Source organism: Marisediminicola sp. LYQ85, assembly GCF_046600695.1.
GTDB lineage: Bacteria > Actinomycetota > Actinomycetes > Actinomycetales > Microbacteriaceae > Marisediminicola.
In genome coordinates, this window is record NZ_JBKIWO010000001.1 from 893,789 (window position 1) to 919,130 (window position 25,342).

At 67.4% G+C, this 25,342-nt stretch carries 18 protein-coding genes; 4 read left to right on the forward strand and 14 right to left on the reverse strand.

The features are described 5' to 3' along the window. Positions 1 to 2: 2 nt before the first annotated feature. From gap to uvrA, 6 genes are all read right to left on the reverse strand, one after another. Positions 3 to 1,010, reverse strand: a complete 1,008-nt coding sequence (gap, locus tag ACLHG5_RS04190) for a type I glyceraldehyde-3-phosphate dehydrogenase (RefSeq protein WP_411315452.1) — start codon at positions 1,008 to 1,010, stop codon at positions 3 to 5. Positions 1,011 to 1,107: 97 nt separating this feature from the next. Then, a complete protein-coding gene (locus ACLHG5_RS04195) occupies positions 1,108 to 1,734 on the reverse strand; it encodes a superoxide dismutase (protein WP_411317950.1) in 627 nt (208 codons plus the stop codon). 158 nt (positions 1,735 to 1,892) lie between these two features. Then, on the reverse strand, positions 1,893 to 2,873 hold the full coding sequence (whiA, locus tag ACLHG5_RS04200; RefSeq protein WP_411315450.1) for a DNA-binding protein WhiA: 981 nt from the start codon (positions 2,871 to 2,873) through the stop codon (positions 1,893 to 1,895). A gap of 64 nt (positions 2,874 to 2,937) precedes the next feature. After that, positions 2,938 to 3,813 (reverse strand): RNase adapter RapZ, encoded by an 876-nt coding sequence (rapZ, locus tag ACLHG5_RS04205; RefSeq protein ID WP_411315449.1) that lies wholly within the window; start codon positions 3,811 to 3,813, stop codon positions 2,938 to 2,940. A gap of 102 nt (positions 3,814 to 3,915) precedes the next feature. Then, positions 3,916 to 5,787: an excinuclease ABC subunit UvrC gene (gene uvrC / locus ACLHG5_RS04210; RefSeq protein ID WP_411315448.1), complete on the reverse strand. Its 1,872-nt coding sequence runs from the start codon at positions 5,785 to 5,787 to the stop codon at positions 3,916 to 3,918. A 5-nt stretch (positions 5,788 to 5,792) separates the two neighbouring features. Further along, on the reverse strand, positions 5,793 to 8,660 hold the full coding sequence (uvrA, locus tag ACLHG5_RS04215) for an excinuclease ABC subunit UvrA (protein WP_411315447.1): 2,868 nt from the start codon (positions 8,658 to 8,660) through the stop codon (positions 5,793 to 5,795). Positions 8,661 to 9,191: 531 nt separating this feature from the next. Here uvrA and ACLHG5_RS04220 point away from each other — a divergent pair. Both ACLHG5_RS04220 and ACLHG5_RS04225 read left to right on the forward strand, forming a co-directional pair. After that, on the forward strand, positions 9,192 to 10,478 hold the full coding sequence (locus ACLHG5_RS04220; RefSeq protein WP_411317951.1) for a hypothetical protein: 1,287 nt from the start codon (positions 9,192 to 9,194) through the stop codon (positions 10,476 to 10,478). A 121-nt stretch (positions 10,479 to 10,599) separates the two neighbouring features. Next, positions 10,600 to 11,346 (forward strand): L,D-transpeptidase, encoded by a 747-nt coding sequence (locus tag ACLHG5_RS04225; protein WP_411317952.1) that lies wholly within the window; start codon positions 10,600 to 10,602, stop codon positions 11,344 to 11,346. A 17-nt stretch (positions 11,347 to 11,363) separates the two neighbouring features. On the opposite strand, the gene uvrB is transcribed toward ACLHG5_RS04225, so the two are convergent. Continuing rightward, entirely contained in the window at positions 11,364 to 13,430 is a 2,067-nt protein-coding gene (gene uvrB, locus ACLHG5_RS04230) for an excinuclease ABC subunit UvrB (RefSeq protein ID WP_411317953.1), read from the reverse strand. 34 nt (positions 13,431 to 13,464) lie between these two features. Then, entirely contained in the window at positions 13,465 to 14,079 is a 615-nt protein-coding gene (coaE, locus tag ACLHG5_RS04235) for a dephospho-CoA kinase (protein WP_411317954.1), read from the reverse strand. Positions 14,080 to 14,223: 144 nt separating this feature from the next. On the opposite strand from coaE, the gene ACLHG5_RS04240 reads away from it, so the two are divergent. After that, positions 14,224 to 14,835, forward strand: coding sequence for a DUF4126 domain-containing protein (locus ACLHG5_RS04240; protein ID WP_411315442.1), 612 nt, complete (start codon positions 14,224 to 14,226; stop codon positions 14,833 to 14,835). An 83-nt stretch (positions 14,836 to 14,918) separates the two neighbouring features. On the opposite strand, the gene rpsA is transcribed toward ACLHG5_RS04240, so the two are convergent. Further along, a complete protein-coding gene (rpsA, locus tag ACLHG5_RS04245) occupies positions 14,919 to 16,373 on the reverse strand; it encodes a 30S ribosomal protein S1 (protein ID WP_411315441.1) in 1,455 nt (484 codons plus the stop codon). Positions 16,374 to 16,633: 260 nt separating this feature from the next. Here rpsA and acs point away from each other — a divergent pair, with 260 nt between their 5' ends. Next, positions 16,634 to 18,688, forward strand: a complete 2,055-nt coding sequence (gene acs, locus ACLHG5_RS04250; RefSeq protein WP_411318409.1) for an acetate--CoA ligase — start codon at positions 16,634 to 16,636, stop codon at positions 18,686 to 18,688. Between the two features lie 28 nt (positions 18,689 to 18,716). Here acs and ACLHG5_RS04255 read toward each other — a convergent pair whose 3' ends face one another. From ACLHG5_RS04255 to polA, 5 genes are read right to left on the reverse strand one after another with little or no spacing between them, the layout of a single operon-like run. Next, on the reverse strand, positions 18,717 to 20,078 hold the full coding sequence (locus ACLHG5_RS04255) for an LLM class flavin-dependent oxidoreductase (RefSeq protein ID WP_411315440.1): 1,362 nt from the start codon (positions 20,076 to 20,078) through the stop codon (positions 18,717 to 18,719). Between the two features lie 59 nt (positions 20,079 to 20,137). Further along, the gene (locus ACLHG5_RS04260; protein ID WP_411317955.1) at positions 20,138 to 21,820 is read right to left on the reverse strand and encodes a DUF885 domain-containing protein; all 1,683 of its coding nucleotides are present in this window, start codon (positions 21,818 to 21,820) and stop codon (positions 20,138 to 20,140) included. A 52-nt stretch (positions 21,821 to 21,872) separates the two neighbouring features. Next, on the reverse strand, positions 21,873 to 22,142 hold the full coding sequence (locus tag ACLHG5_RS04265; RefSeq protein ID WP_411317956.1) for an HPr family phosphocarrier protein: 270 nt from the start codon (positions 22,140 to 22,142) through the stop codon (positions 21,873 to 21,875). A 31-nt stretch (positions 22,143 to 22,173) separates the two neighbouring features. Then, positions 22,174 to 22,635: a PTS sugar transporter subunit IIA gene (locus ACLHG5_RS04270; RefSeq protein WP_411317957.1), complete on the reverse strand. Its 462-nt coding sequence runs from the start codon at positions 22,633 to 22,635 to the stop codon at positions 22,174 to 22,176. Continuing rightward, positions 22,619 to 25,291 (reverse strand): DNA polymerase I, encoded by a 2,673-nt coding sequence (polA, locus tag ACLHG5_RS04275; RefSeq protein ID WP_411317958.1) that lies wholly within the window; start codon positions 25,289 to 25,291, stop codon positions 22,619 to 22,621. The genes ACLHG5_RS04270 and polA overlap by 17 nt, the downstream gene beginning before the upstream one ends. Between the last annotated feature and the right edge of the window lie 51 nt (positions 25,292 to 25,342).

A 25,342-nucleotide genomic window follows, 5' to 3' on the forward strand; every position in this document is an offset into this window, starting at 1 on the left:
TCTCAGAGCTGCGCGGCGACGTACTCGGTGAGGTCGACGAGGCGGTTCGAGTAGCCCCACTCGTTGTCGTACCACGACGCGACCTTGATCTGCGAGCCGATGACCTTGGTGAGGCCGGCGTCGAAGATCGACGAGTGCGGGTCGCCGACGATGTCGCTCGAGACGATGGGGTCTTCGGTGTACTTGAGGATGCCCTTGAGGTCACCCTCCGACGCCGCCTTGTACGCCGCATTCACTTCTTCGACCGTGACGGTCGAGGAGGTCTCGATCGTGAGGTCGGTGATCGAGCCGGTCGGCACGGGAACGCGGAGCGCGTAACCGTCGAGCTTGCCGACGAGCTCGGGGATCACGAGGCCGAGGGCCTTCGCGGCACCCGTGCTCGTGGGGATGATGTTGAGAGCCGCGGCGCGCGCACGACGGAGGTCGCTGTGCGGGCCGTCCTGCAGGTTCTGGTCAGCGGTGTACGCGTGAACCGTCGTCATGAGCCCACGCTCGATACCGAAGTTGTCGAGCAGCACCTTGGCGAGCGGCGCGAGGCAGTTCGTGGTGCACGAGGCGTTGGAGATGACGTCGTGCACGGAGGAGTCGTAGGTGTCCTCGTTGACTCCGAGCACGAGTGTCGCGACGTTGTCGCCCGTCGCGGGAGCCGACACGAGAACCTTCTTGGCGCCGGCGGTGATGTGCTTGCGGGCGTCGTCGGCCTTCGTGAAGAAGCCCGTCGACTCGATGACGATGTCGACACCGAGCTCGCCCCAGGGGAGGTTCGCGGGGTCGCGCTCGGCGAACACCTTGATGGCCTTGCCGTTGACGACGATCGAGTCGCCGTCGAGCTCGACGGACGCGTCGAGGCGACCGCTGATGGAGTCGTATTTGAGAAGGTGCGCGAGCGCCTTGTTGTCGGTGAGGTCGTTGACCGCGACGATCTCGAGGTCGCTGCCCTTGGCGAGGGCGGCGCGGAAGTAGTTGCGGCCGATTCGGCCGAAGCCGTTGATACCGATCTTGACAGTCACGGGGACTCCTGAGGTGTCGGGCGCCCAGGGCGCACGGTGATGTGGGGGTGGAGGATGAGGGAGGTGGGGAGCCCGGCCGGAGCCGGGCTCTCGGCCGCTACGACAGTAGCAGCAGGCCCGTGGTCTTCTCGCGAGCCGTCTCGAAGCGCGACTGCACGTTCGACCAGTCGACGATGTTCCAGAATGCCTTCACGTAGTCGGCGCGCACGTTCTGGTAGTCGAGGTAGTACGCGTGCTCCCAGACGTCGAGCATGAGCACGGGAACGATGCCCGCGGCGAAGTTGCTCTGCTGGTCGAAGAACTGCTGGATGATGAGGCGCTGGCCGATCGAGTCCCATGCGAGCACCGACCATCCCGAACCCTGCACTCCGAGTGCCGCGGCGGTGAAGTGGGCCGCGAACTTGTCGAACGAGCCGAAGTTGTCGTCGATCGCGGCGGCGAGCTCACCCGTGGGCTTGTCTCCCCCGTCTGACGACATGTTGGTCCAGAAGATCGAGTGGTTGACGTGGCCGCCGAGGTTGAAGGCGAGGTCCTTCTCGAGCTTGTTGACGTTGGCGAGCGAGTCGGTGTCCCGAGCTTCGGCGAGAGCGGCGAGAGCGGTGTTCGCACCCGTCACGTACGCCTGGTGGTGCTTGCTGTGGTGCAGCTCCATGATCTTGCCGCTGATGCTGGGCTCGAGGGCCGCGTAGTCGTATGGCAGCGAGGGAAGGGTGTATTCGACCATTGGTTGTCTCCTTGCGTTGTGATGCTCCGGGCACTGAACCGTGCTCTCGGGGTGACCTATCCAGTCTAGTTACGGCTAACCGCGCGCGGGCGGGGTTGCTTCCCGCGGGGTGACAATCTCAGCGGATGTTCAACAGTGGGTGACCGCGCCGCAGCGCATCACGCGTCGTCGTAGTCGGGGGGCAGGTTGGCGTCGGTTCCCGGGATGCCGAGGTCGACGGCCTTCTTGTCGGCCATCGCGAGCAACCGCCGGATGCGCCCGGCCACCGCGTCTTTCGTCATCGGCGGGTCGGCGTGGTGACCGAGCTCGTCGAGGCTCGAGTCGCGGAAGTTGAGTCGCAGTTCGCCGGCGTAGCGCAAGTGGTCCGGCACGTCGCCGTCGAGGATCTCGAGGGCGCGCTCGACGCGAGCGCACGCGGCCACAGCGGCCTGGGCCGATCGGCGCAGGTTGGCGTCGTCGAAGTTGACGAGGCGGTTGGCGGTCGCGCGCACCTCGCGGCGCTGACGCAGTTCTTCCCAGTTGACGACGGTCGTCGCGGCACCCATGTGCTTGAGCATCGCGCTGATCGACTCCCCGTCGCGGATGACGACGCGGTGGATGCCGCGGACCTCCCTGGCCTTCGCCGCGACACCGAGGCGCCCGGCGGCACCGACGAGAGCCATGGCCGATTCGTTTCCCGGGCACGTGATCTCGAGGGCGGCCGACCTCCCCGGATCGGTGAGTGATCCGTGGGCGAGGAATGCTCCGCGCCACACCGCGGCGAGCGATTCGACGCTCCCCGTCGTGAGCTTGTTGGGTAGTCCGCGGATCGGTCGGCGGCGGGCGTCGAGGAGCCCGGTCTGTCGAGCGAGCGTCTCTCCACCCTCGAGAACGCGCACGAGGTAGTGACTCGTGCGGCGCAGCCCCGATGCCGAGATGACCGAGATCTCGCTGCGCACGCCGTAGAGCTCGGCGAGGTCTTTGCGCACGCGACGTGCCAGTTGCGCGGTGTCGAGTTCCGATTCCACGGCGATGCGCCCGGAGATGAGGTGCAGCCCTCCGGAGAATCTCAGGATCGTCGCGAGTTCGGCCGCGCGCACCGCGGTCTTGGAGACCTCTATTCGAGCGAGTTCGTCCTTGACGTCGGCGGTGAGGGCCACTGAGGGTGTTTCCTTTGCTGTCGGGACTGTCGAGGGGAGCGCGTGAAGGCGAGGTCGGGTCTCGTCACTCGCGTCCGAGGTCGCGGTGCTTGACGCTCACGGCCACTCCGGGCTGTTCTCGCAGTCGCGCGGCGATGGCCTGCGTGACGGCGACCGAGCGGTGTTTTCCGCCGGTGCAGCCAATGGCGATCGTAGCGTGTCTCTTGTTCTCGCGTTGATACCCGGCGAGCACGGGGGCGATCGCCGCGACGTATCCCTCGATGAACGAGACCGCGCCCTCCTGCTGCAGCACGTAGTCGCTCACCTCCTTGTCGAGGCCCGTGTGTGCGCGCAGCTCGGGCACCCAGAACGGGTTCGGCAGAAAGCGCATGTCGGCCACCATGTCGGCGTCGGCGGGGAGTCCGTACTTGTATCCGAAGCTCAAGAGCGAGAGCTGAAGGCCGGGTGAGTCCTCTTTCGCGAAGCTCTCGCCGATCTTCATCGCGAGCTGGTGGATGTTGAGATCGGAGGTGTCGATGATGAGATCACTCGACTCCCGCATCTCGAGCATGAGCTCGCGCTCGGCGGAGATGCCGTCGAGGATCGTTCCGTCGGCTTGCAGTGGATGCGGCCGTCGGACCTGCTCGAAGCGGCGCACAAGCGCGGCGTCGGTGGCCTCGAGGAACAGCACGCGCAATTGCGTGCCGTGTCTGAGCGATTCGACCGTCTCATGCAGATCGGTGAAGAGGTCTCCTCCGCGCACATCCACGACGGCGGCGATCTTCGGAAGGGCGTTGCCGGCGCGCGTCGCGAGGTCGACGAGCGGCGGCAGCATCTGGGGTGGCAGGTTGTCGACGACATACCAGCCGTGGTCCTCGAGGGCGTTCCCGACCGTCGAGCGGCCCGCCCCCGACATGCCGGTGACGATGAGGAGTTCTTGGCCTTCGTGCTCGTCGCTCATGGTGTGTGCTCGCGCTCCCCTTCGTGACTGTGCTCCGTCGACCCTCGGCTCCGTCAAGCCTAGCGACGCACCCGCGCGACGGTGACCGCGCGGATGGCCCACTCACTCCCTCAGCGTGCGGTAGATGGTCTCGGCGAGACCCGGTCCGATGCCCTTGACCTCGGCGATGAGGTCGGGGGTCGCGGCGCGCAGTTGTTTGACCGAGCCGAAATGCCTCAAGAGCTCTCGCACGCGTGCGGGTCCGAGACCGGGGATGTCGTCGAGGGCCGACGTGATGTCGTTTCGGCGCTTGGAGCGCTGGTAGCTGATGGCGAATCGGTGCGCTTCGTCTCGCATCCGCTGGAAGAGGAACAGTGCGTCGCTGTTGCGAGGGAGAATCACGGGGTAGTCGGAGTCCGGGAGCCAGATCTCCTCGAGCCGCTTCGCGATTCCGCACAACTGGATGTCGGTGACTCCGGCCTCGGCGAGGGCACGCGCGGCGGCCGCCACTTGCGGCTGGCCCCCGTCGACGACGAGCAGGTTGGGGCGGTAGGCGAACTTCTTGACCGATTGCTCGTCATCTGCCGCTCGCGTCGTCTCCTCCCCCACGCTCGCGAGTCGCCGACTGAGTGTCTGGTAGATCGACTGGGTGTCGTCGGTCGACTCGGGGATGCTGAAGCGGCGGTACTGGTCTTTGCGGGGCAGGCCGTCTTCGAAGACGACCATCGACGCGACGATGTTGGTTCCGCTCAGATGGGAGACGTCGTAGCACTCCATGCGCAAGGGCGCGTCGGGCATCTTGAGGGCGGCCTGGATGTCGGCGAGAGCTTGCGAGCGCGCGACGAAGTCGCCGCTGCGCCTCGTCTTGTAGAGCATGAGCGCGTTCTTCGCGTTCGACGTGACGGTCTGCGCGAGGGCGGCTTTGTCGCCGCGCTGGGCTGTGCGCAGGCTCACGCGACCCGTGCCCGCTCCACGGTCGGAGCGGATGCCCGTGAGGAGCTGCTCGAGAGCGGCGGCATCGGTGGGGAGTTCGGGAACGATGACCTCCCTCGGGGGTGCGACGTCGTCGTACGCGTTCTGCACGACCGTGTCGACGAGAGCGCCGAGGTCGAGATCGAGCTCCTTGTCGACGACCCAGCTGCGCACCCCGCGGATGCGGCCGCCCCGCACGATGAACTGCTGCACCGCCGCCGCGAGCTCGTCGTGCGCGATGCCGAAGATGTCGGCGTCGACGTCGTCGTGGAGCACGACGGTGCTCTTCGAGAGCGCCGCTTCGAGCGCTCCGATCTGGTCGCGGTATCGCGCAGCCGACTCGAAGTCGAGCTCGCCGGAGGCGCGCTTCATCTTCGATGTGAGCTCGCCGAGGTATCGCGAATCGTTGCCTGCCATGAACGAGGCGAAGTCGAGGGCGATGGCCTTGTGGTCGGATTTGGTGATGCGACCGACGCACGGCGCCGCACACTTGCCGATGTCGCCGAGCAGGCACGGTCGACCGGTCTGCTCGGCGCGCTTGTAGGTGCTCTCGGTGCAGCTGCGCATCGGGAAGGCTTTGAGCATCTGGTCGACCGTCTCGCGGATCGCCCAGACTTTTGTGTACGGCCCGAAGTAGCGTGCTCCCGTGAGCTTGCGGTTGCGCGTCACGAACACGCGCGGCACGGGGTCGCCGAGCGTTATCGCGAGGTAGGGGTAGGTCTTGTCATCGCGGAACTTGACGTTGAAGGGAGGGTCGTACTCCTTGATCCAGGTGTACTCGAGCTGCAAGGCCTCGAACTCCGAGCCGACGACCGTCCACTCGACCCCGTCGGCGCTCAGGACCATTCGTCGCGTGCGCTCGTGCAGGCTCCGGAGGGGCGCGAAGTAGTTGCTGAGCCTCGCGCGCAGGTTGTTCGCCTTGCCGACGTAGAGAACTCGTCCGGTGGCGTCATGAAACCGGTAGACGCCGGGGGATGTCGGTATCTCCCCCGCCCGGGGGCGGTAGTGAACGGTATCGGCCATCGGGTCTACTTCGCGGCGAGTACTTCTTTGAGGAACTGACCCGTGTGGCTCTTCTTCGATCGGGCGACCTTCTCGGGCGTACCGGTCGCGACGACGACACCGCCGCCGGAGCCACCCTCGGGGCCCATGTCGATGAGCCAGTCCGACGACTTGATGACATCGAGGTTGTGCTCGATGACGATCACGGTGTTGCCCTTGTCGACGAGGCCGTTAAGCACGATGAGCAGCTTGCGCACGTCTTCGAAGTGGAGCCCCGTGGTGGGCTCGTCGAGCACGTAGACGCTCCGGCCGTTGGACCGTTTCTGCAGCTCGGTCGCGAGCTTGACGCGCTGCGCCTCACCGCCCGACAGCGTGGTCGCGCTCTGCCCGAGCCGCACGTACCCGAGACCGACGTCGACGAGGGTGTTGAGGAAGCGACTGATCGAGCCGATGGCCTCGAAGAACTCGGCGGCCTCGCTGATCGGCATGTCGAGGACTTCGGCGATGTTCTTGCCCTTGTAGTGCACCGTGAGCGTGTCGCGGTTGTACCGCGCTCCGTCGCAGACCTCGCACACGACGTAGACGTCGGGAAGGAAGTTCATCTCGATCTTGATCGTTCCGTCGCCCGAGCAGTTCTCGCAGCGGCCACCCTTGACGTTGAAGCTGAAACGTCCGGGCAGGTATCCGCGGGCCTTCGCCTCCTGGGTCTCGGCGAAAAGGTTGCGGATCTTGTCGAAGACTCCCGTGTAGGTCGCGGGGTTCGACCGCGGGGTGCGCCCGATGGGGGCCTGGTCGACGTGCACGACCTTGTCGAGGTTGTCGAGACCGCGGACCCTCGTGTGCTTGCCCGGGATCTGACGTGCCCCGTTGAGCTCGTTCGCGAGCACGCGGTAGAGGATGTCGTTGACGAGCGACGACTTGCCCGACCCGCTGACGCCCGTGACGGCGACGAACACCCCGAGCGGGAACTCCACCGTGACACTGCGGAGGTTGTTCGCCCGCGCACCCTCGACGACGAGCTGCCTGTCGGGGTCGATCGGTCGCCGTGTCTTCGGCACCGCGATGGAGCGGCGGCCGGAGAGGTAGTCACCCGTCATCGACTCGGTGTTGGCGAGCAGATCGTCGTAGGAACCCGAGTGCACCACTCGGCCGCCGTGCTCGCCCGCTCCGGGGCCGATGTCGACGACCCAGTCGGCCGTGCGGATGGTGTCTTCGTCGTGTTCGACGACGATGAGGGTGTTGCCGAGGTTCTTGAGTGTCACGAGCGTCTCGATGAGACGACGGTTGTCGCGCTGGTGCAACCCGATGCTCGGTTCGTCGAGCACGTAGAGCACACCCGTGAGCCCCGACCCGATCTGGGTGGCGAGGCGGATGCGCTGCGCCTCTCCCCCGCTGAGCGAACCCGCGGTGCGGGAGAGGTCGAGGTAGTTGAGGCCGACCTGGATGAGGAATTCGAGCCGAGCGCGGATCTCACGCAGCACCGCGGCGGCGATGCGTGCCTCACGCTCGGTGAGCTCGAGCTTCTGCATGAACGCGAAGCACTCCACGAGGCTCAGCTCGCTCACATCCGCGATGCTCTGATCGTGCACCGTGACGGCGAGCACCTCGGGCTTGAGTCGCTTGCCGTCGCACCTCGGGCACGGGATCTCGCGCAGGTAGCTCGCGTATCGCTGCCTCGCCGAGTCGGTCTCGGCCTCGAGGAACTTGCGCTCGATGTAGGGCATGACACCCTCAAAGCCCGTCGAGTACTTCATCTCCCGCCCGTAGCGGTTCTTCCACTTGACGGTGACCTCGAAGTTGTTGCCCTCGAGGATGGCTTTCTTCACGTCGGCATCGAGGTCGCGCCACGGTGTCTTGAGCGAGAAGTCGAGGTCGCGCGCGAGCCCCTCGAGCAGTCTCTGGAAGTAGTTGAAGAGTCCCTTGCCCGATTGGGTCCACGGGAGGATGACCCCGTCGGCGAGGCTGAGCTCTTCGTCGCCCAGGAGGAGTTCTGCGTCGACCGACATGCGGGTTCCGAGTCCGGAGCACACCGGGCACGCGCCGAACGGGGCGTTGAACGAGAATGTGCGGGGTTCGATCTCGGTGAGCTGCACGGGGTGGCCGTTCGGACACGAGAGTTTCTCCGAGAAGTTTCGCCACGCGGCGTCGCCTGTCTCGTCGACGAAATTGATCGCGAGCAGTCCGTCGGTCAACCGGAGGGCGGTCTCGACCGAATCGGTGAGCCGGGTCAGGATGTCGTCGGCCGCGACGAGCCGGTCGACGACGACGGCGATATCGTGCTTGACCTGCTTCTTGAGTGTCGGGGGGTCGCTCAACTGCACGGTCTCGCCATCGACGATGGCTCGCGAGTATCCGGTGGCCGCGAGCTCTTTGAAGAGGTCGACGAACTCCCCCTTCTTCTGCGAGACGACCGGGCTCACGACCTGGTAGCGCGTGCCGGCCTCGAGCGTCATGAGTTGGTCCGCGATCTGCTGCACGGTCTGTCGCTCGATGCGCTCACCGCACACGGCGCAGTGCGGCACGCCGATGCGTGCCCACAGGAGGCGCATGTAGTCGTAGATCTCGGTGATGGTCCCGACGGTCGAGCGCGGGTTGCGGTTCGTCGACTTCTGGTCGATCGAGACCGCGGGGCTCAGCCCTTCGATGAAGTCGACATCCGGTCGGTCGACCTGGCCGAGGAATTGGCGCGCGTACGCCGAGAGCGACTCGACGTAGCGGCGCTGGCCCTCGGCGAAGATCGTGTCGAAGGCGAGGGACGACTTTCCCGAGCCGGAGAGGCCCGTGAAGACGACGAGGGAGTCGCGCGGGATCTCGAGGTCGACATTGCGGAGATTGTGGACTCGTGCGCCTCGGACACTGAGTCGGGCATCGGACTCTACGGGGGAAATAGACACTCTCTATATCCTACGGACGCCACCGACATTGCTCGTCACGGGGCACTCCGCCCGTGACGCTCTCGGCGAAATGATCAGAAGTCGGCCGAAATTGCTACCCCTTCGGCATTCCTAATTTTCTCGGGTTCTGGGCAGATTCACAGGTAGCTGTCCTGTTATCACGTTGTTATCGAACAATCCTCGCGTGTGATCGCATGCCGTGTCCGCATTAAGGGGGACCGCTTCCCTCGCGGAAAAGTGAATAAACATTGTGAAACCGGGCGGCGCACGGTGTGGTCGACGGACGGGGTACGGCGCGGTCGCGGTGGTGTCGTCGCCGACGCACAGACCGTCGCGCTCCCCCGGCAGCATGAGCGCCCAGGAGACACCCTCAAAGTGGGGGTATACGGCGCGGGACAGCGGTTGACGGGCTGAACCTCACGTGAAAACGTTCGGCAAAGGCACGCAGATCAGAGCAGACCTGCTTGGACGCTTGCCACTCACCATCCCGGCATGGGTGACGTGAGGACAGTTCCTACGCAACGGAGAACCATGAAAACGACCACACGCAACCGGGCATTCGCCATCACGTCATCCGCTGCTCTCGTCACGGGCAGCCTGTTCGTGTTCACGGCGCCGGCCAACGCGGCGCTCGACGACCCGGCTTGCATCACCGCGCAGGCGGAGTTCCGTGCCACTCTCGCTTCGCTCGGTGCCGACCCGACGCTGTCGGAAGACGTCATCGCCGCCCTCGCCGAGGTGCTCATCGCCGAGGCCGCACTCGACCTCGCAATCGACGGAGCCGACCTCGAGGCCGCCGCTGAGGCGCAGATCATTCTCGACGCGGCCATCGAGGTGCGAGGCGAGGCCCAACTGGTTCTCGACGCGGCCATCGAGGATGCTGCCGCCGCCGACGCCGACGCCGACGCCACCGCGGCTGCCCTCGTCGAAGCAGAGGCTACGGCCGACGCGGCCGCTCAGCTCGTCGTCGACCTGACGGCGGAGCTCGAGCTCGCGGTCATCGCTGCCGACGATGCCGAGGCCGACGTGACGGCGGCGACGGATGCTGTCGCCGCAGCCGACGCCGACGTGATCACAGCAGGTGCCGCTCTCGTCGAGGCCCAGTCGGACTTCGAGGACGCAACGGACGCGGCAGAGATCACGGAAGCCGCCGTCGTTGCAGCCGAGGCGGACCTCGCCGCGGCCGTCACCGATGAGGAAATCGCCGACGCGGAGGAGGCGCTGGATGTCGCGCTTGCCGCGCAGGCCATCACCTCAGACGCGCTCATCGAGGCCGTCGCGGCACTCGCGGTCGCGGTCACCGCCGCTGCCGACGCCGCCGACGCTGCTGACGCTGCCGACACCGACCTCGAGCTCGCGATCGCCGCGGAAGCAGACGCCGACGAGCTCGTCGACGACCTCACGGCTGACCTCGCCCTCGCGGTGACGGCATCCGAGGACGCCGACGACGCAGTGCTCGTCGCCGCTATCGACGCCGAGGACGCCGCGGCAGTCGCTGCAGACGCTGCAGTCGTCTTGGACGACGCCCAGGCCGACTTCGATGCCGCGGCCGAGGCCGTCGTCGACGCGCAGGCCGCTCTGGACCTCGCGCTCAACACCGAGGCCATCCTGGCAGCCGAGCTCAACCTGGCTATCGCGCTCAACACCGTCTTCGACCTCGCGGTCGGCGCCGGCGCTGAGGTCGAGGCGAACCTCGCCCTTCTCGAGGAGCAGTACGCCACCTCGATCGCGGCGTGCGCCGGCGACATCGTCATCGAGGTCTCGGGCGACGCTGTCGCTCCGGCCGCGGTGTCGGGCAACGCGACCTACGCGGGCTAAGCACCACTCCGCACCACGGCTGGTCGGGCCGAGGGTTCTCCGAAAGGGGAGCTCTCGGCCCACCGGCATGTGAGGGCACCACCCCGCACGTCTCGCCCCTCCGGGCAGCAAGGAACACCTCATGATCCGAACGACACTCGCCGGCAGGACCGTCGCACTCGCCGCGGCCGCGATCCTCCTTCTCAGCGGTTGCACCGCGTCACCCGAACCCGAGGCGCCCGTCTCGTCGAGCTCCGACGATGCGGTCGAGACCGACGCGACGTCGCCCTTCGACGACGGCAGCTTCTACTCCGCGACGGCGACGATGCCGTTGGTGCGCGTGCTCGACGCCCCCGACGGGGAAATCGCGAGCCGGTTGGATCACCCCAACACCGCGGGAGCACCTTTGACGTTCCTCATCAAAGAGCACGAGGGTGATTGGCTCGAGGTCTACCTGCCCACTCGACCGAACGGCGTCACGGGCTGGATCTCGGCTCGAGGCATGGACATCGAAGAGCTCCCCTACCGCCTCGACGTGTCGACCGACGACAACGAACTCGACCTCTACGAAGCAGACGAACTCGTTGCGACCTACTCCGTCGCGACGGGAACCGGCGGCACCCCGACTCCGCACGGAACCTTCTATCTCACCGAACTCCTGGCGCCGACCAACGACGGATACGGGCCGTTCGCCTACGGGCTGTCGGCGTTCTCCGAAGTTCTCTCGGAGTTCGGCGGCGGGCCGGGGCAGATCGGCCTCCACGGAACGAACGACACCGCGAGCATCGGCCAAGCGGTCAGCCACGGATGCATCCGCCTCGCAAACGACGACATCACCGAACTCGCCGAGATGCTTCCGCTCGGAACCCCGATCGAGATCGGGGCCTAGCCCTCGATCGGGCCGTCTCACACGAGGTGGCCCGCGGCCTCCATCTGCCGCAGCTCCTTCTTGAGGTCGGAGACCTCGTCGCGCAACCGCCCGGCGAGCTCGAACTTGAGCTCCCCCGCCGCTTGCAGCATCTGGTCGTTGAGGTCGCGGATGATCGCCTCGAGGTCGCCGGCACCGGCGGAGGCGAGCCCCTCGCGACGCAGATTGGGCGTGGGTGAGCGCTTGCGGCCGTCACGCTTGGCGAGCAGCTCTTGGGTGTCGGCCTGCTCGCGCTGCAGAACCTCGGTGATGTCGGCGATGCGCTTGCGCAGCGGCTGGGGATCGACGCCGCGCTCGAGGTTGTACGCCACTTGCTTCTCGCGACGCCGGTTGGTCTCGTCGATCGCCCGCTTCATCGAATCGGTCATGACGTCGGCATACATGTGCACGGCTCCCGACACGTTTCGGGCCGCTCGACCGATGGTCTGGATGAGCGACGTCGACGACCGGAGGAATCCCTCCTTATCGGCGTCGAGGATCGCGACGAGCGACACCTCGGGAAGGTCGAGACCCTCGCGCAGGAGGTTGATGCCGACGAGAACGTCGTAGACGCCCGCGCGCAACTCGGTGAGCAGTTCCACTCGACGGAGCGTGTCGACGTCGGAGTGCAGGTAGCGCACACGAACGCCCGCTTCGCCGAGAAAGTCGGTGAGCTCTTCGGCCATCTTCTTCGTGAGCGTCGTGACGAGCACGCGCTCGTCGCGCGACGTGCGAGTGCGGATCTCCTCGAGGAGGTCGTCGATCTGCCCCTTCGACGGCTTGACGATGATCTCGGGGTCGATGAGACCCGTCGGACGGATGATCTGCTCGACAACGGAGTCGGTGATACCCATCTCGTATTTGCCGGGGGTCGCCGAGAGGTAGACCTTCTGACCGACCCTGTCGAGGAACTCGTCGAACTTGAGCGGGCGGTTGTCGAGTGCGCTCGGCAGGCGGAACCCGTGTTCGACGAGGGTGCGCTTGCGCGAGGCATCCCCCTCGTACATCGCTCCGATCTGCGGGATCGTGACGTGGGATTCGTCGATGACGACGAGGAAGTCGTCGGGGAAGTAGTCGATGAGGCAGTGCGGCGCCTCGCCGGGCTGCCGCTGATCCATGTGGCGCGAGTAGTTCTCGATGCCGCTGCAGAAACCGATCTGCTCCATCATCTCGAGGTCGAACGTCGTGCGCATGCGCAGTCGCTGCGCTTCGAGGAGCTTGCCCTCGCGTTCGAGTTGCGCGAGGCGCTCCTCGAGCTCCGACTTGATCGAGACGATGGCCTTCTCCATGGCCTCGGGGCCCGCGACGTAGTGGGAGCCGGGGAAGACCGAGACGGCGTCGAGCTTCTTGACGATGTCTCCCGTGAGCGGGTGCAGCGAATAGAGCGCTTCGATCTCGTCGCCGAACATCTCGATGCGGATCGCGAGCTCCTCGTACATCGGGATGATCTCGATCGTGTCGCCGCGCACGCGGAAGTTGCCTCGCGAGAAGTCGACGTCGTTGCGCTGGTACTGCATCGAGACGAACTTGCGGATGAGGGTGTCACGGTTGATCTTCATGCCGACCTGCAGGGCGATCATGGCCTCGAGGTAGCCCTCGGAACTGCCGAGACCGTAGATGCACGACACGGTCGACACGACGATGACGTCGCGGCGACTCAGGAGGGCGTTCGTCGTCGAGTGACGCAGCCGCTCGACCTCCGCGTTGATCGAGCTGTCTTTCTCGATGAAGGTATCGGTCTGGGGAACGTAGGCCTCGGGCTGGTAGTAGTCGTAGTACGACACGAAGTACTCGACGGCGTTGTTGGGCATGAGCTCACGGAACTCGTTGGCGAGCTGCGCCGCGAGGGTCTTGTTGTGGGCGAGCACGAGGGTCGGGCGCTGCACCTGCTCGACGAGCCACGCCGTCGTCGCCGACTTGCCGGTTCCCGTCGCGCCGAGCAGCACGACATCGGTCTCGCCGGCATTGATGCGGGAGGTGAGCTCGGCGATCGCCGCGGGCTGGTCACCGCTCGGCGTGTATTCACTGACGACTTCGAATGGCCGAACCGACCGAGTGGGCTGCATCACTCCAGCTTAGGCAGCACCACTGACACGCGGCTCAGTGTTTGCCAGCAGCGGAACGGGCCGCGACCCTCCACACCTCGTCGGCCGCCGCGAGGGTCTCCTCGAGGGTGGAATCGGAGTCGATGACGATGTCGGCGACGGCCCGGCGTTCGGCGTTGGTGGCTTGCGACGCGATGCGGCTCTCGGCGTCGGTGCGCGACATCCCCCGCAGGTCGACGAGGCGCTCGATCCTGACCTCGTCGCTCGCTTCGACGACGACGACGAGGTCGAACTCGCCGGTGCGGCCGGTTTCGACGAGGAGGGGGATGTCGTAGACGACGACGGCGTCGGGGTCGGCCTCGCCGGCCGCGGAGATCCGCTCGCGCGCGAGTGCCCGCACGGCGGGGTGGGTGATCGCGTTGAGCCTGTCGAGCTTCGCGCGGTCACCGAACACGATCGCGGCGAGAGCACGGCGATCGAGATCCCCCTCGGCGGTCACGACGTCGGCACCGAACTCGCGCTCGATCTCGGTGAGAGCCTCGGTGCCCCGACCGACGGCTTCGCGCGCGAGGGCGTCGGCGTCGACGTGCACGGCTCCGTGGTCGGCGAGACGACGAGCGACCACGGATTTGCCCGAGGCGATCCCGCCGGTGAGGCCGATGAGCAGCATGACCTCATCGTAGGTCGCCGGGCACGGGCGTGCCGTCGCACGGCGCCGCGTCGCGCGACACCGGGCCGTCACCCCCGCGGGTGCCCTGCCGGGCCCGGGGGCGACTCGCGTACGATCGAAGGCGACCGTCACGAGGGGAACGCCATGCTCGAGTTGCTGACCGGAACCGGGCTCGCGCTGGCCGCAGGCCTCAACGCCTACATTCCGCTGCTCGCCCTCGGCCTCGCCAACAGGTTCCTGACCTTCGTCGACCTCCCCGATCAGTGGGAGTGGCTTTCGAACGAGTGGGTGCTCGGAATCGTCGCGGTGCTGCTCGTGATCGAGTTCATCGCCGACAAGATCCCGGCGGTCGACACGATCAACGACTGGATCCAGACGGTCGTGCGCCCGACATCCGGCGGTCTCGCTTTCGGTTCGGGATCGACGAGCGAGACCCTCGCCGTGAGCGACCCCGCCGAATTCTTCGCGAGCACCGAGTGGGTGCCGATCGCGACGGGCGTGATTCTCGCCCTCCTCGTGCACCTCGCCAAGATGGCGGTGCGGCCCGTCCTCAACGTCGTGACCGCGGGTGCCGCCGCTCCCCTCGTGAGCGCAGTGGAGGATGCCGGGAGCATCCTGCTGACGATCTTCGCGGTTCTCGTGCCCGTGCTCGTGATCGTCGCCGTGCCCCTCGCCGTGTGGGGTGCCGTCGTGGCCGTGCGCCGTGTCACCGCGCGGCGGCGGGCCCGCGCCGTCGATCTCCCCGCGCCACTCTGACGCAGCTCGTCGGCGGCTGGACAGTCGGCCGTTAACCGCCGAACGGCCGGCCCCCGAGGGGACCGGCCGTTCGAGTCGACTGCTTAGGAGTTGTTCGACAGCTTCTCGCGAAGAGCGGCGAGCGCCTCGTCGTCGGCGAGGGTGCCGGCCGAGTCTGCGTCGCTCGAGAAGGTCGACCCACCGGCTGCTGCTGCGGCCGACGGCATCGGCTCGTTCGCGGCTGCGGCGACCTGCTTCTTGTGCGCCTCCCAGCGAGCCTGGGCGGCAGCATAATCCTGCTCCCACTTCTCGCGCTGGGTGTCGAAGCCCTCGCGCCACTCGTTGGTCTCCGGGTCGAAGCCCTCGGGGTACTTGTAGTTGCCCTGGTCGTCGTACTCGGTGAGCATTCCGTAGAGTGCCGGGTCGAACTCGGTTCCCTCGGGGTCGACACCCTCGTTGGCCTGCTTGAGGCTCAGCGAGATGCGGCGACGCTCGAGGTCGATGTCGATGACCTTGACGAACACCTCGTCGCCCACGGCGACGACCTGCTCGGCGAGCTCGACGTGCTTGCCCGAGAGCTCCGAGATGTGCACGAGACCCTCGATGCCCTCGGCGACACGCACGAACGCTCCGAAGGGAACGAGCTTGGTGACCTTTCCGGGAGCGACCTGGCCGATCGCGTGAGTGCGAGCGAACACCTGCCACGGGTCTTCCTGCGTCGCCTTGAGCGAGAGCGACACGCGCTCGCGCTCGAGGTCGACCTCGAGGATCTCGACAGTGACTTCCTGACCGACCTCGACGACCTCGGAGGCGTGCTCGATGTGCTTCCAGCTGAGCTCGGAGACGTGGACGAGACCGTCGACGCCGCCGAGGTCCACGAACGCACCGAAGTTGACGATCGACGAGACGACACCCTTGCGGACCTGGCCCTTGGCGAGGTTGTTGAGGAAGGTCGTGCGGCTCTCGGACTGGGTCTGCTCGAGGAGCGCGCGACGCGACAGAACGACGTTGTTGCGGTTCTTGTCGAGCTCGAGGATCTTCGCTTCGATCTCCTGGCCGAGGTACGGCGTGAGGTCGCGGACGCGGCGCAGCTCGATGAGCGAGGCCGGGAGGAACCCGCGGAGGCCGATGTCGACGATGAGTCCACCCTTGACGACCTCGATGACCGTACCGGTGACGACTCCGTCGTCATCCTTGATCTTCTCGACGTCGCCCCACGCACGCTCGTACTGCGCGCGCTTCTTCGACAGGATGAGGCGGCCTTCTTTGTCTTCCTTCTGGAGGACGAGCGCTTCGACGCTGTCGCCGACCTGGACGACCTCGGTGGGGTCCACATCGTGCTTGATGGAGAGTTCGCGGGAGGGGATGACACCCTCGGTCTTGTAACCGACGTCGAGGAGGACCTCGTCGCGGTCGATCTTCACGACGACGCCCTCGATGAGGTCTCCGTCGTTGAAGAATTTCAGAGTCTTTTCGACCGCGGCGAGAAAGTCTTCAGCAGATCCGATGTCGTTGATGGCGACCTGCTTCGGTGCCCTGTCGGTCGTTGTGATTGTCATGTAGTGGTTGCTCCAGGATGGACGTGCTCGGGATGAGCACAGAATTCAGGCCGAGAACGGGGGTGATGGTGGGTGCCTCGGCAGGCGGATAGGGATGTCGTCAAATGCGACACTCCAGACTACCTCCCTCTCGGGAACCCCGGCAACCGCCCGACGCGCACGTTACCCGCTGTTTCGGGCGGATTCGCGCTCGGCGGAACGCTCTGCGATACAGGAGTGTGACCACCATCCCTCCCACTCCCCTCATCTCGACCCCGCGGATGCCGACGGCCAGACCCGATGGCGTCGAGTCGCTCCAGAGCGACACGGCCTCCTTCACGCCTCCCGAGGCGTTCGCGCGCGCCGCCAACGTGACGGCGGAGACCGTCGAACGGGCGGCACGACTCGGCGACGAGGCGTTCTGGGAGCAGCAAGCGGTCAGGCTCGACTGGAGGTCACCCTGGGACTCCGTGCACGAGTGGACTCCCCCGCTCGACGCCGACGGTGTCGAGGTCGTGCCGGCGGCCACGTGGTTCGCCGGGGGCACGCTCAACGTCGCCGAGAACTGTGTCGACCGCCACGTCGACCGCGGGCACGGCGAGAGGGTCGCCCTGCACTTCGAAGGGGAGCCCGGCGACCGTCGGACCATCACCTATCTCGAGCTCCGCTCCGAGGTCGCGAAGGCCGCCAACGCCCTCACGGCGCTCGGTATCGTCGCGGGCGACCGCGTCGTCGTCTACCTCCCCGTGATCCCCGAGACGATCATCATCACCCTCGCGATCGCGCGGATCGGCGCGGTGCACTCGCTCGTCTTCGGAGGGTTCTCGGCCGAGGCGCTGCGATTCCGCCTCGAAGACACGGGAGCGAAACTGCTCGTCACGAGCGACGGCCAGTTCCGTCGGGGAGCGGCCGTGCCCGTCAAAGCGACGGCGGATGCCGCGGCCGCGGGCAACACGACGCTCGAACACGTGCTCGTGGTCGAGCGCACGGGCACGCTCACGCCCGACGTGCCGTGGACGCCCGGGCGCGACGTGTGGTGGCACGAGACGGTCGACGAGCAGAGCGACAGCCACGACGCCGCGGCGTTCGATGCGGAGCATCCGCTCTTCATCATCTACACCTCGGGCACGACGGGTCGTCCGAAGGGGCTCGTGCACTCGAGCGGGGGGTACCTCACCCAGGCGTCGTGGACGCACTGGGCTCTCTTCGACTCGAAGGAGTCCGACGTCTACTGGTGCACCGCCGACCTCGCGTGGGTCACCGCCCACACATACGAGATCTACGGCCCGCTGTCGAACGGCGTGACGCAGGTGATCTTCGAGGGCACTCCCGACAGCCCGCACCGGGCGCGCCACTTCGAGATCATCGAGCGGTACGGCGTGACGACCTACTACACGGCCCCCACCCTCATCCGCACCCTCGCGAGCTGGTTTCCCGACGGTGTTCCCGCGGAGTGGGACGTCTCGAGCCTGCGACTGCTCGGCACCGTCGGCGAAGCGATCAACCCCGAAGCGTGGTCGTGGTTCCACGACAGGCTCGGGCGCGGGACCGCCCCCATCGTCGACACGTGGTGGCAGTCGGAGACGGGGGCGGCGATCGTCGCTCCCCTGCCCGGGGTCACGGCCCTCAAACCCGGAAGCGCGACGAGACCCCTCCCGGGGCTCTCGGCGCTCGTCGTCGACGGCGACGGCGTCGAGGTGCCGCGCGGCTCGGGCGGACTGCTCGTGATCGACCGCCGCTGGCCCGCGATGGCCCGCACCGTGTGGGGGGATGCCGCGCGCTACCGCAGTGCCTACTGGGAGCGGTTCGCCGAGCAGGGGTTCTTTCTCGCGGGCGACGCCGCGGCCTACGACGCCGACGGCGACATCCGGTTGCTGGGTCGCGTCGACGACGTCATCAATGTTTCTGGACACCGCCTCTCGACGATCGAGATCGAGTCGGCTCTCGTCGCCCACCCGCTCATCGCCGAAGCCGCCGTCGTCGGCGTGCCCGATGCGACGACGGGTCAGGCGATAGCGGCGTTCGTCGTGCCGACCGTCGCCGCTCAGGGCGGGGGGCGCGGAGTGGATGTCGACGACAGCGCGCAGTGGGTCGAGGTGGGTGCGGGGCTCGCGACGACACTGCGCGACCACGTGGCGACGGCGATCGGCCCGATCGCGAAACCGAAGCGGGTCGTCGCCGTTCCCGACCTCCCCAAGACGCGCTCGGGCAAGATCATGCGGAGGCTTCTCGTCGACGCCGTCGCGGGGCGCCCGCTCGGCGACGTCACATCACTGCAGGACGACACGGTCGTGCCGCGCATCCTGCGCATCCTCGAGCCGTCCGACGGCGCCTGAGCGGCGCCTGAGCGGCCCCGGCCGGCCGTCAGAGGTTGGCGCCGCCGCGGTAGCGGGCACCCTCGTGCGTGTCGGGGAGCCGGTCGTGGCCGAACAGGCGGCCGCGCAGGGTCGGTGACTCGTAGCTCGTGCGGTAGAGGCCGCGGCGCTGGAGTTCGGGCACGACGTGCTCGACGAAATCCTCGATCGTTCCGGGGGTGACGAACTGCCGGAGGTTGAAGCCGTCGAGTCCCGTGGCGCCGACCCACCCCTCGATGGCATCGGCGATGTCGGCTCCCGTGCCGACGGCGAAGAAGGGGCCGCGGTCGAATCGCGTGACCTCGCGCAGGGCGTCGCCGACCGTCGCTCCGGGGGCGTACCGCTTCGTCGTCGACGCGTCGCGCGACGAGGGCGGGAGGATGTCGTCGATGAGGGTCTCGGGAGCGTGGGCGGCCAGATCGATCCCGCTGCCTCCCCCCGCGTGCGCGAGATATCCCTCGGCGCTCGCGAGAGCCTCGTACTCCCGCGCCTTGCGGTCCGCGGCGGCTCGCGTCGCACCCGGGATGATGACCGCACTCGCGAGGGTGCGCACGGCATCGGGCCCGCGGCCGGCCTCCTGCGCCTGCTCCCGGATGTCGGTCACCGTCGCCGCGAAGTCCTCGAGGCTCGACCCTCCGACGAACACCGCCTCGGCGTGCTTCGCCGCGAACGCGCGCCCGGTCGGCGAGCTGCCCGCCTGATAGATGACGGGGGTGCGCTGCACCGACGGCTCCGAGAGGTGCGGCCCCGCGACGCGGAAGTACTCCCCCGCATGGTCGATGCGGCGCACCCTGTCGGGATCGGTGTATCCGGAGTCACTGTCGCGCACGACCGCGTCGTCGTCCCACGAGCCCTCCCACAGTTTGTAGAGCACGTCGAGGTATTCGTGGGCCCGCGCGTAGCGCTGCGCGTGGTCGAGCTCGTCGTCGAGCCCGAAATTGCGTGCGGCGTTCGGCAGGTACGACGTCACGACGTTCCAGCCGAACCGGCCCTTCGTGAGGTGGTCGAGGGTCGACGCGCGGCGCGCGAACGCGAACGGGGGCTCGTAGGTCGTCGAGAACGTCGCGACGAAACCGAGGTTCTCGGTCACCGCGGCCATCGCGGGGATGACGAGCAGGGGGTCGTTGTTGGGAATCTGCACGGCCTCCGTGAGGGCGGGGGCGATCGAATCGCGGTAGCCGTCGTAGGCGCCGATGACGTCCGCGAGGAACACCGAGTCGAAGAGGCCGGCCTCGAGCAGCGTGGCCTGGTTCTGCCAGAACTCGAGGTCGGTGTAGCGGTGCCGCGTGTTCGCGGGGTGCCGCCACAGTCCGTGCGAGATGTGGCCCACGGTGTTCATTTCGAAGAGGTTGAAGCTCAGGGGACGTGACATCCCAGAAGGCTAACCCGGCCGCCGCGACCCTCCCGTGGATGCGACGCAGTGTTGCACTCTCAGCCGAGCACGGCCGCCCTCAGGGTGTCGAGACCGACCCCGCCGATGTCGAGTGCGCGCTTGTGGAAGGCGCGGATATCGAAATCCGCCCCCTCACGGCGGGCCGACTCGTCGCGCAACTGCTCCCAGATGCGCTGACCGACCTTGTACGACGGCGCCTGGCCCGGCCAGCCGAGGTAGCGGTTGACCTCGAACCTCACGAACTCCGGGCTCATGTTCACGTTCTCGCCGAGGAATCCGAACGCGTGCTCGCCCGTCCACCGCCCCGAACCGTCGGGGAGGGTCTTCTCGAGGTGCACGCCGATGTCGAGCACGACGCGAGCCGCGCGCATCCGCTGTCCGTCGAGCATTCCGAGGCGGTCGGCCGGATCGTCGAGGTAGCCGAGTTCCTGCATGAGGCGCTCGGCGTAGAGGGCCCACCCTTCGGCGTGACCCGAGGTGCCCGCCGTGCGCCGCCAGGTGTTGAGCTGCGCCTTGTTGAAGGTCGCCTGTCCGATCTGCAGGTGATGGCCCGGCACGCCCTCGTGGTAGACCGTCGTGAGCTCGCGCCACGTGTCGAACTCGGTCACGCCCTCGGGCACACTCCACCACATGCGGCCGGCCCGCGAGAAGTCGTCGGTGGGCCCGGTGTAGTAGATGCCGCCCTCCTGGGTCGGGGCGATCATGCACTCGAGGCGCCGGACGGCCTCGGGGATGTCGAAGTGGCTCCGCGACAGCTCCTCGACCGCGCGATCGCTCGTCTCCTGCATCCAGCGCTGCAGGGCGTCGGTGCCGTGCAGTTTGCGGCTCTCGTCGGCGTCGAGGAACGCGATCGCCTCGGCGACGGAGGCCCCGGGCACGATCTCCCTCGCGATGGACTCCTGCTCGGCGACCATGCGTGCGAGCTCGTCGATGCCCCACTCGTAGGTCTCGTCGAGGTCGACGGTCGCGCCGAGGAAATCCCTCGAGGCGAGCTCGTAGATCTCTCGGCCGACGGCATCCCTCGAGGGCGCGTGCGGGGCGAGTTCCTCGCGCAAGAACTCGGCGAGCTGCTCGTATGCGCCCGCGGCGGCAGCGGCACCGCGATCGAGGTCGGCCCGCAGAGACACGGGCAGGTCGCCCTCGGGTGTCGACGCCCCGGAGGCGAGGCTCGCGAAGAACCCGGTCGGGGCGGCGTGCTTCTGGGCCTGCACGATGATCTCGCGCACCTGCCGGAGCGCCGGCACGGTGCCGTCGGCGATGCCCGAGCGGAGCGTGTCGAGATATCCGCTCATCGCGCCGGGGAGGTTCGACAGTCGGGAGGCGACGTGGCCCCAGTCCTCGGGCGTGTCGGTCGGCATGAGGTCGAAGACGTCGCGCAACTCCTGCGCGGGCGAAGCGATGACGTTGAGGTCGCGCTTCGCGAACCCCGCCTCGTGCTTGTCGACCGCGAGACGCAACTCGCGCTCGAGGTCCATCTTGGTGATGCGGTCGACCTCGTCGACGGGAGCTTCGGCTTCGGTGCGCGCGAGGGTTCTCGAGACCGCGGCGACGGCCGCCTCCGCACCCGCGGGCGAGTAGTCGGAGTACTCCCCCTCGCGCCCCGGTCGACCGAGGTAGACCCGGAACTCCGGGAAGAGGTCGAGTTGCGTGTCGACCCAGTCTTCGGCGATCGCGTCGATCGGGGTGGGGTCGCGGGGGTCGGACGGGAGCGGAGCAGTCATCGGTCCAGCATATTTGCGCGTCACCGCGCCGTTCGGCGTCGACGCGAGAGACTCAGAGGGCGTCGAGGTCCGACGAGAGCAGCTCGGCGAGGGTGTCGAGCGCGGCATCCGCCCCGGGCTCGTCCGATTCGAGCACCACGGTCTCCCCGTGATCGATTCCGAGGGCGAGAACCGCGAGGATGCTCGCGGCGTTGGCCGTGCGCCCCGACTCGGCCGTGATGAGCACCGTGACACCGGTCTCGGCGGCCGCTCGGCTGAACAGGGAGGCGGGGCGGGCGTGCAACCCGATCGCCGATCGGATGACGACGGTTCGCTGCGGCATGACGGCCCCCTCGCTCGTGAGTGTGTCCACCCTAATCACTCTCCCGGAGGGCGTGCGCGGCCGCGGCGACATCGGGCGCCGCCCGCAGCTCGTCGGCACGCCCCGGAACGAGGAGAACCGACGCGAGTCTGCTCACGAGACCGACGTGTCCGCGCCCTCGCGCCGCGATCCCGATGGCGACGGTCACGCTCTCGCCGTTCCAGTCGAGAGGCTCGGCGAACGTCACGAGTGCGAGCGCGTCGAGCGCGACGTCTCCGCGCGACGCGAGCGTCGCGTGCGGGAAGGCGATGCCGTCGCCGACGAACGTCGACACGCTCTCCTCGCGAGCGAGCATCGCGTCGAGGTAGCTCTCCTCGACCGCGCCCGCCTTCACGAGCAGACCGCCGACCTCGCGGATGGCGCTCTCGACGTCGCGCGCCGACGAATGGAGCACGACGGAGTCGGCACCGAGGAGGTCGACGAGCGGCGACGCGGGATCAGTGTGCTGCGGCATCCCAGTCCGTTCCTGTTCCGAGCTGGACCTCGAGGGGCACGGTGAGGTCGGCGGCCGACCCCATGCGCGTGCGGACGACCTCGCTCAGATCGTCGAGCTCGCCCTCGGCGACCTCGAAGACGAGCTCGTCGTGCACCTGGAGGAGCATGCGCGACGCCATGCCCCGGGTCGCGATGTCGTCGGCGATGCCGAGCATCGCGATCTTCATGATGTCGGCTGCGGAACCCTGGATGGGCGCGTTGAGGGCCGCGCGCTCGGCATTCTCCCTCAGCACGCGGTTCGACGAGTTGAGGTCGCCGAAAGGCCGACGTCTGCCGAAGATCGTCTCGGTGTATCCGTCGACCTTCGCCTTCGCGACGACGTCGCGGAGATAGTCGCGCACGGCACCGAAGCGCGAGAAGTAGTCGGTCATGAGCTGCTTCGCCTCGGCACTCTCGATGCGCAATTGCTTCGAGAGCCCGAACGCACTCAAGCCGTAGGCGAGGCCGTACGACATCGCCTTGACCTTGTTGCGCATGGCCGGAGTGACGTCGGCGGGCTCGACGCCGAAGATGCGCGAACCGACGAACCGGTGCAGGTCCTCCCCCTCGTTGAAGGCGAGGATGAGCCCCTCGTCTCCCGAGAGGTGGGCCATGATGCGCATCTCGATCTGCGAGTAGTCGGCCGTCAGGAGGGTGTCGAACTCGGCACCGTGCACGAACGACGACCGGATGCGGCGACCGACCTCGTTGCGGATGGGGATGTTCTGCAGGTTGGGGTCGGTCGACGAGATGCGACCCGTGCTCGTGCCGGTCTGCTCGTAGCTCGTGTGGATGCGGCCGTCGCTCGCGATCGACTTCTCGAGGGTCTCGATGATCTGACGCAGCTTCGTGGCGTCGCGGTGCTTGAGCAGGAGGTCGAGGAACGGGTGGGGGTTCTGCTCCTGCAGATCGGCGAGGGAGGCGGCATCCGTCGAGAACCCGGTCTTGTTGGCACGCGTCTTCGGCATGCCGAGCTCGTCGAAGAGCACCTGCTGCAACTGTTTCGGAGACCCGAGGTTGACCTCGCGGCCGATCTCGGCGAACGCCGCTGTCGCGAGCGACGACGCCGTCTCGGCGAGCTCGGTCGATTGGGCGGCGAGGATGGCCGCGTCGACGGTGACCCCCGTGAGCTCCATCGTCGCGAGCACCGGAACGATCGGGAGCTCGATCCGCTCGAGAACCGCGAGAGACGAGTCGAGCTTCTCGCGCAGGTAGGCCGCGACCCGCACGACGAACCACGCCTCGGTCGCGAGGCTCGCGGGCTCCGCCTCGGGCACGAGCTGATTGGGGTCGGATGTCGGCATCGTCTCGCCGAGGAAGTCGTAGACCTGCGTCGTGAGGGTGTGCGCCGACCCTCCCGGACGGATGAGCCACGCCGCGATCTTCGTGTCGAAAGCGATGCCCGCGAGAGGTAGTCCGGCTCGAGTGAGGGTCTTGAGGTCGGACTTCGAGTCGAAGAAGTACTTGGGGGCGTCGCTCGCGAGCCACTCCTCGAGAGCGGTGTAGTCGGGCCGACCCGCGGCCCACGGCACGAACACCGAGTCGGTCTCCGACGCGATCCCGATGCCCGTGAGGCCGTCGGGGCCGTTCTCGAGCCGCACGCCGAGCGCCGTCGTGCCGGAGGCGGTCGCCGCGGTGAGCCAGTGCGCGAGTTCCTCGTCGACGAGGGTGCGCACGCCCGGTGCCGAGACGCCGACCGAGGTCGCAGCGGATTCGGCGGCGGCATCCCCGCCCTCGTCGGTCGCGGCGCCGTAGATCTTGAGCACGCGATCGAGGAGCGTCTTGAACTGCAGCTTGGCGAAGACCTCGCGCACCGCCGCCTCGTCGATCGGACGCCGCTCGAGATCGGCGGGGCCGACCGGCAGCTCGACGTCGCACAGCAAGTGGTTGAGCTTGCGATTGCGGATCGCGCGGTCCTTCTGCTCGCGGAGCTTCTCCCCCACGACGCCCTTGATCTCGTCGGCGTGCTCGAGCACACCGTCGAGGCTGCCGAACTGGGTGATCCACTTGACCGCGGTCTTCTCGCCGACCTTGTCGATGCCGATGAGGTTGTCGCTCGTCTCCCCGACGAGGGCTGCGACATCCGGGTACTGGTGGGGTTCGATCGCGTAGCGCTCGAACACGGCGTCGCGGTCGTAGCGCTTGAGCTCCGACACCCCGCGCGCGTTCGGGTAGAGCAGGGTGACGTCGTCGTTGACCATCTGGATGGCGTCTCGGTCGCCCGAGACGACGAGCACGCGATAGCCGTCGTGCGCGCCCTGCGTCGCGAGGGTCGCGAGGATGTCGTCGGCCTCGTAGTCCTCCTTCGTCACGGTCGTGATGCGCATGGCCTTGAGGGCCTCCTCGAGGAGCGGGATCTGCCCGACGAACTCGGGGGGCGTCTCGCCGCGTGTGCCCTTGTATTCGGGGTACTCCCGCGTGCGAAAGGAGTAGCGCGAGATGTCGAAGGCGACGGCGAGGTGCGTCGGCTTCTCTTTCTGGAGCAGGTTGATGAGCATCGCGATGAACCCGTGGATCGCGTTGGTGTGCTGACCCTCGCGGTTCTGGAAGCTGTCGACGGGCAAGGCGTAGAAGGCTCGGAACGCGAGCGAATGGCCGTCGATGATGAGCAGAGTAGGCTTTTCGTTGTCCGACACGCTGTCAGCCTAATCGGGCCCGCCGACACCCCGACGACGCGAAAGTGCCCC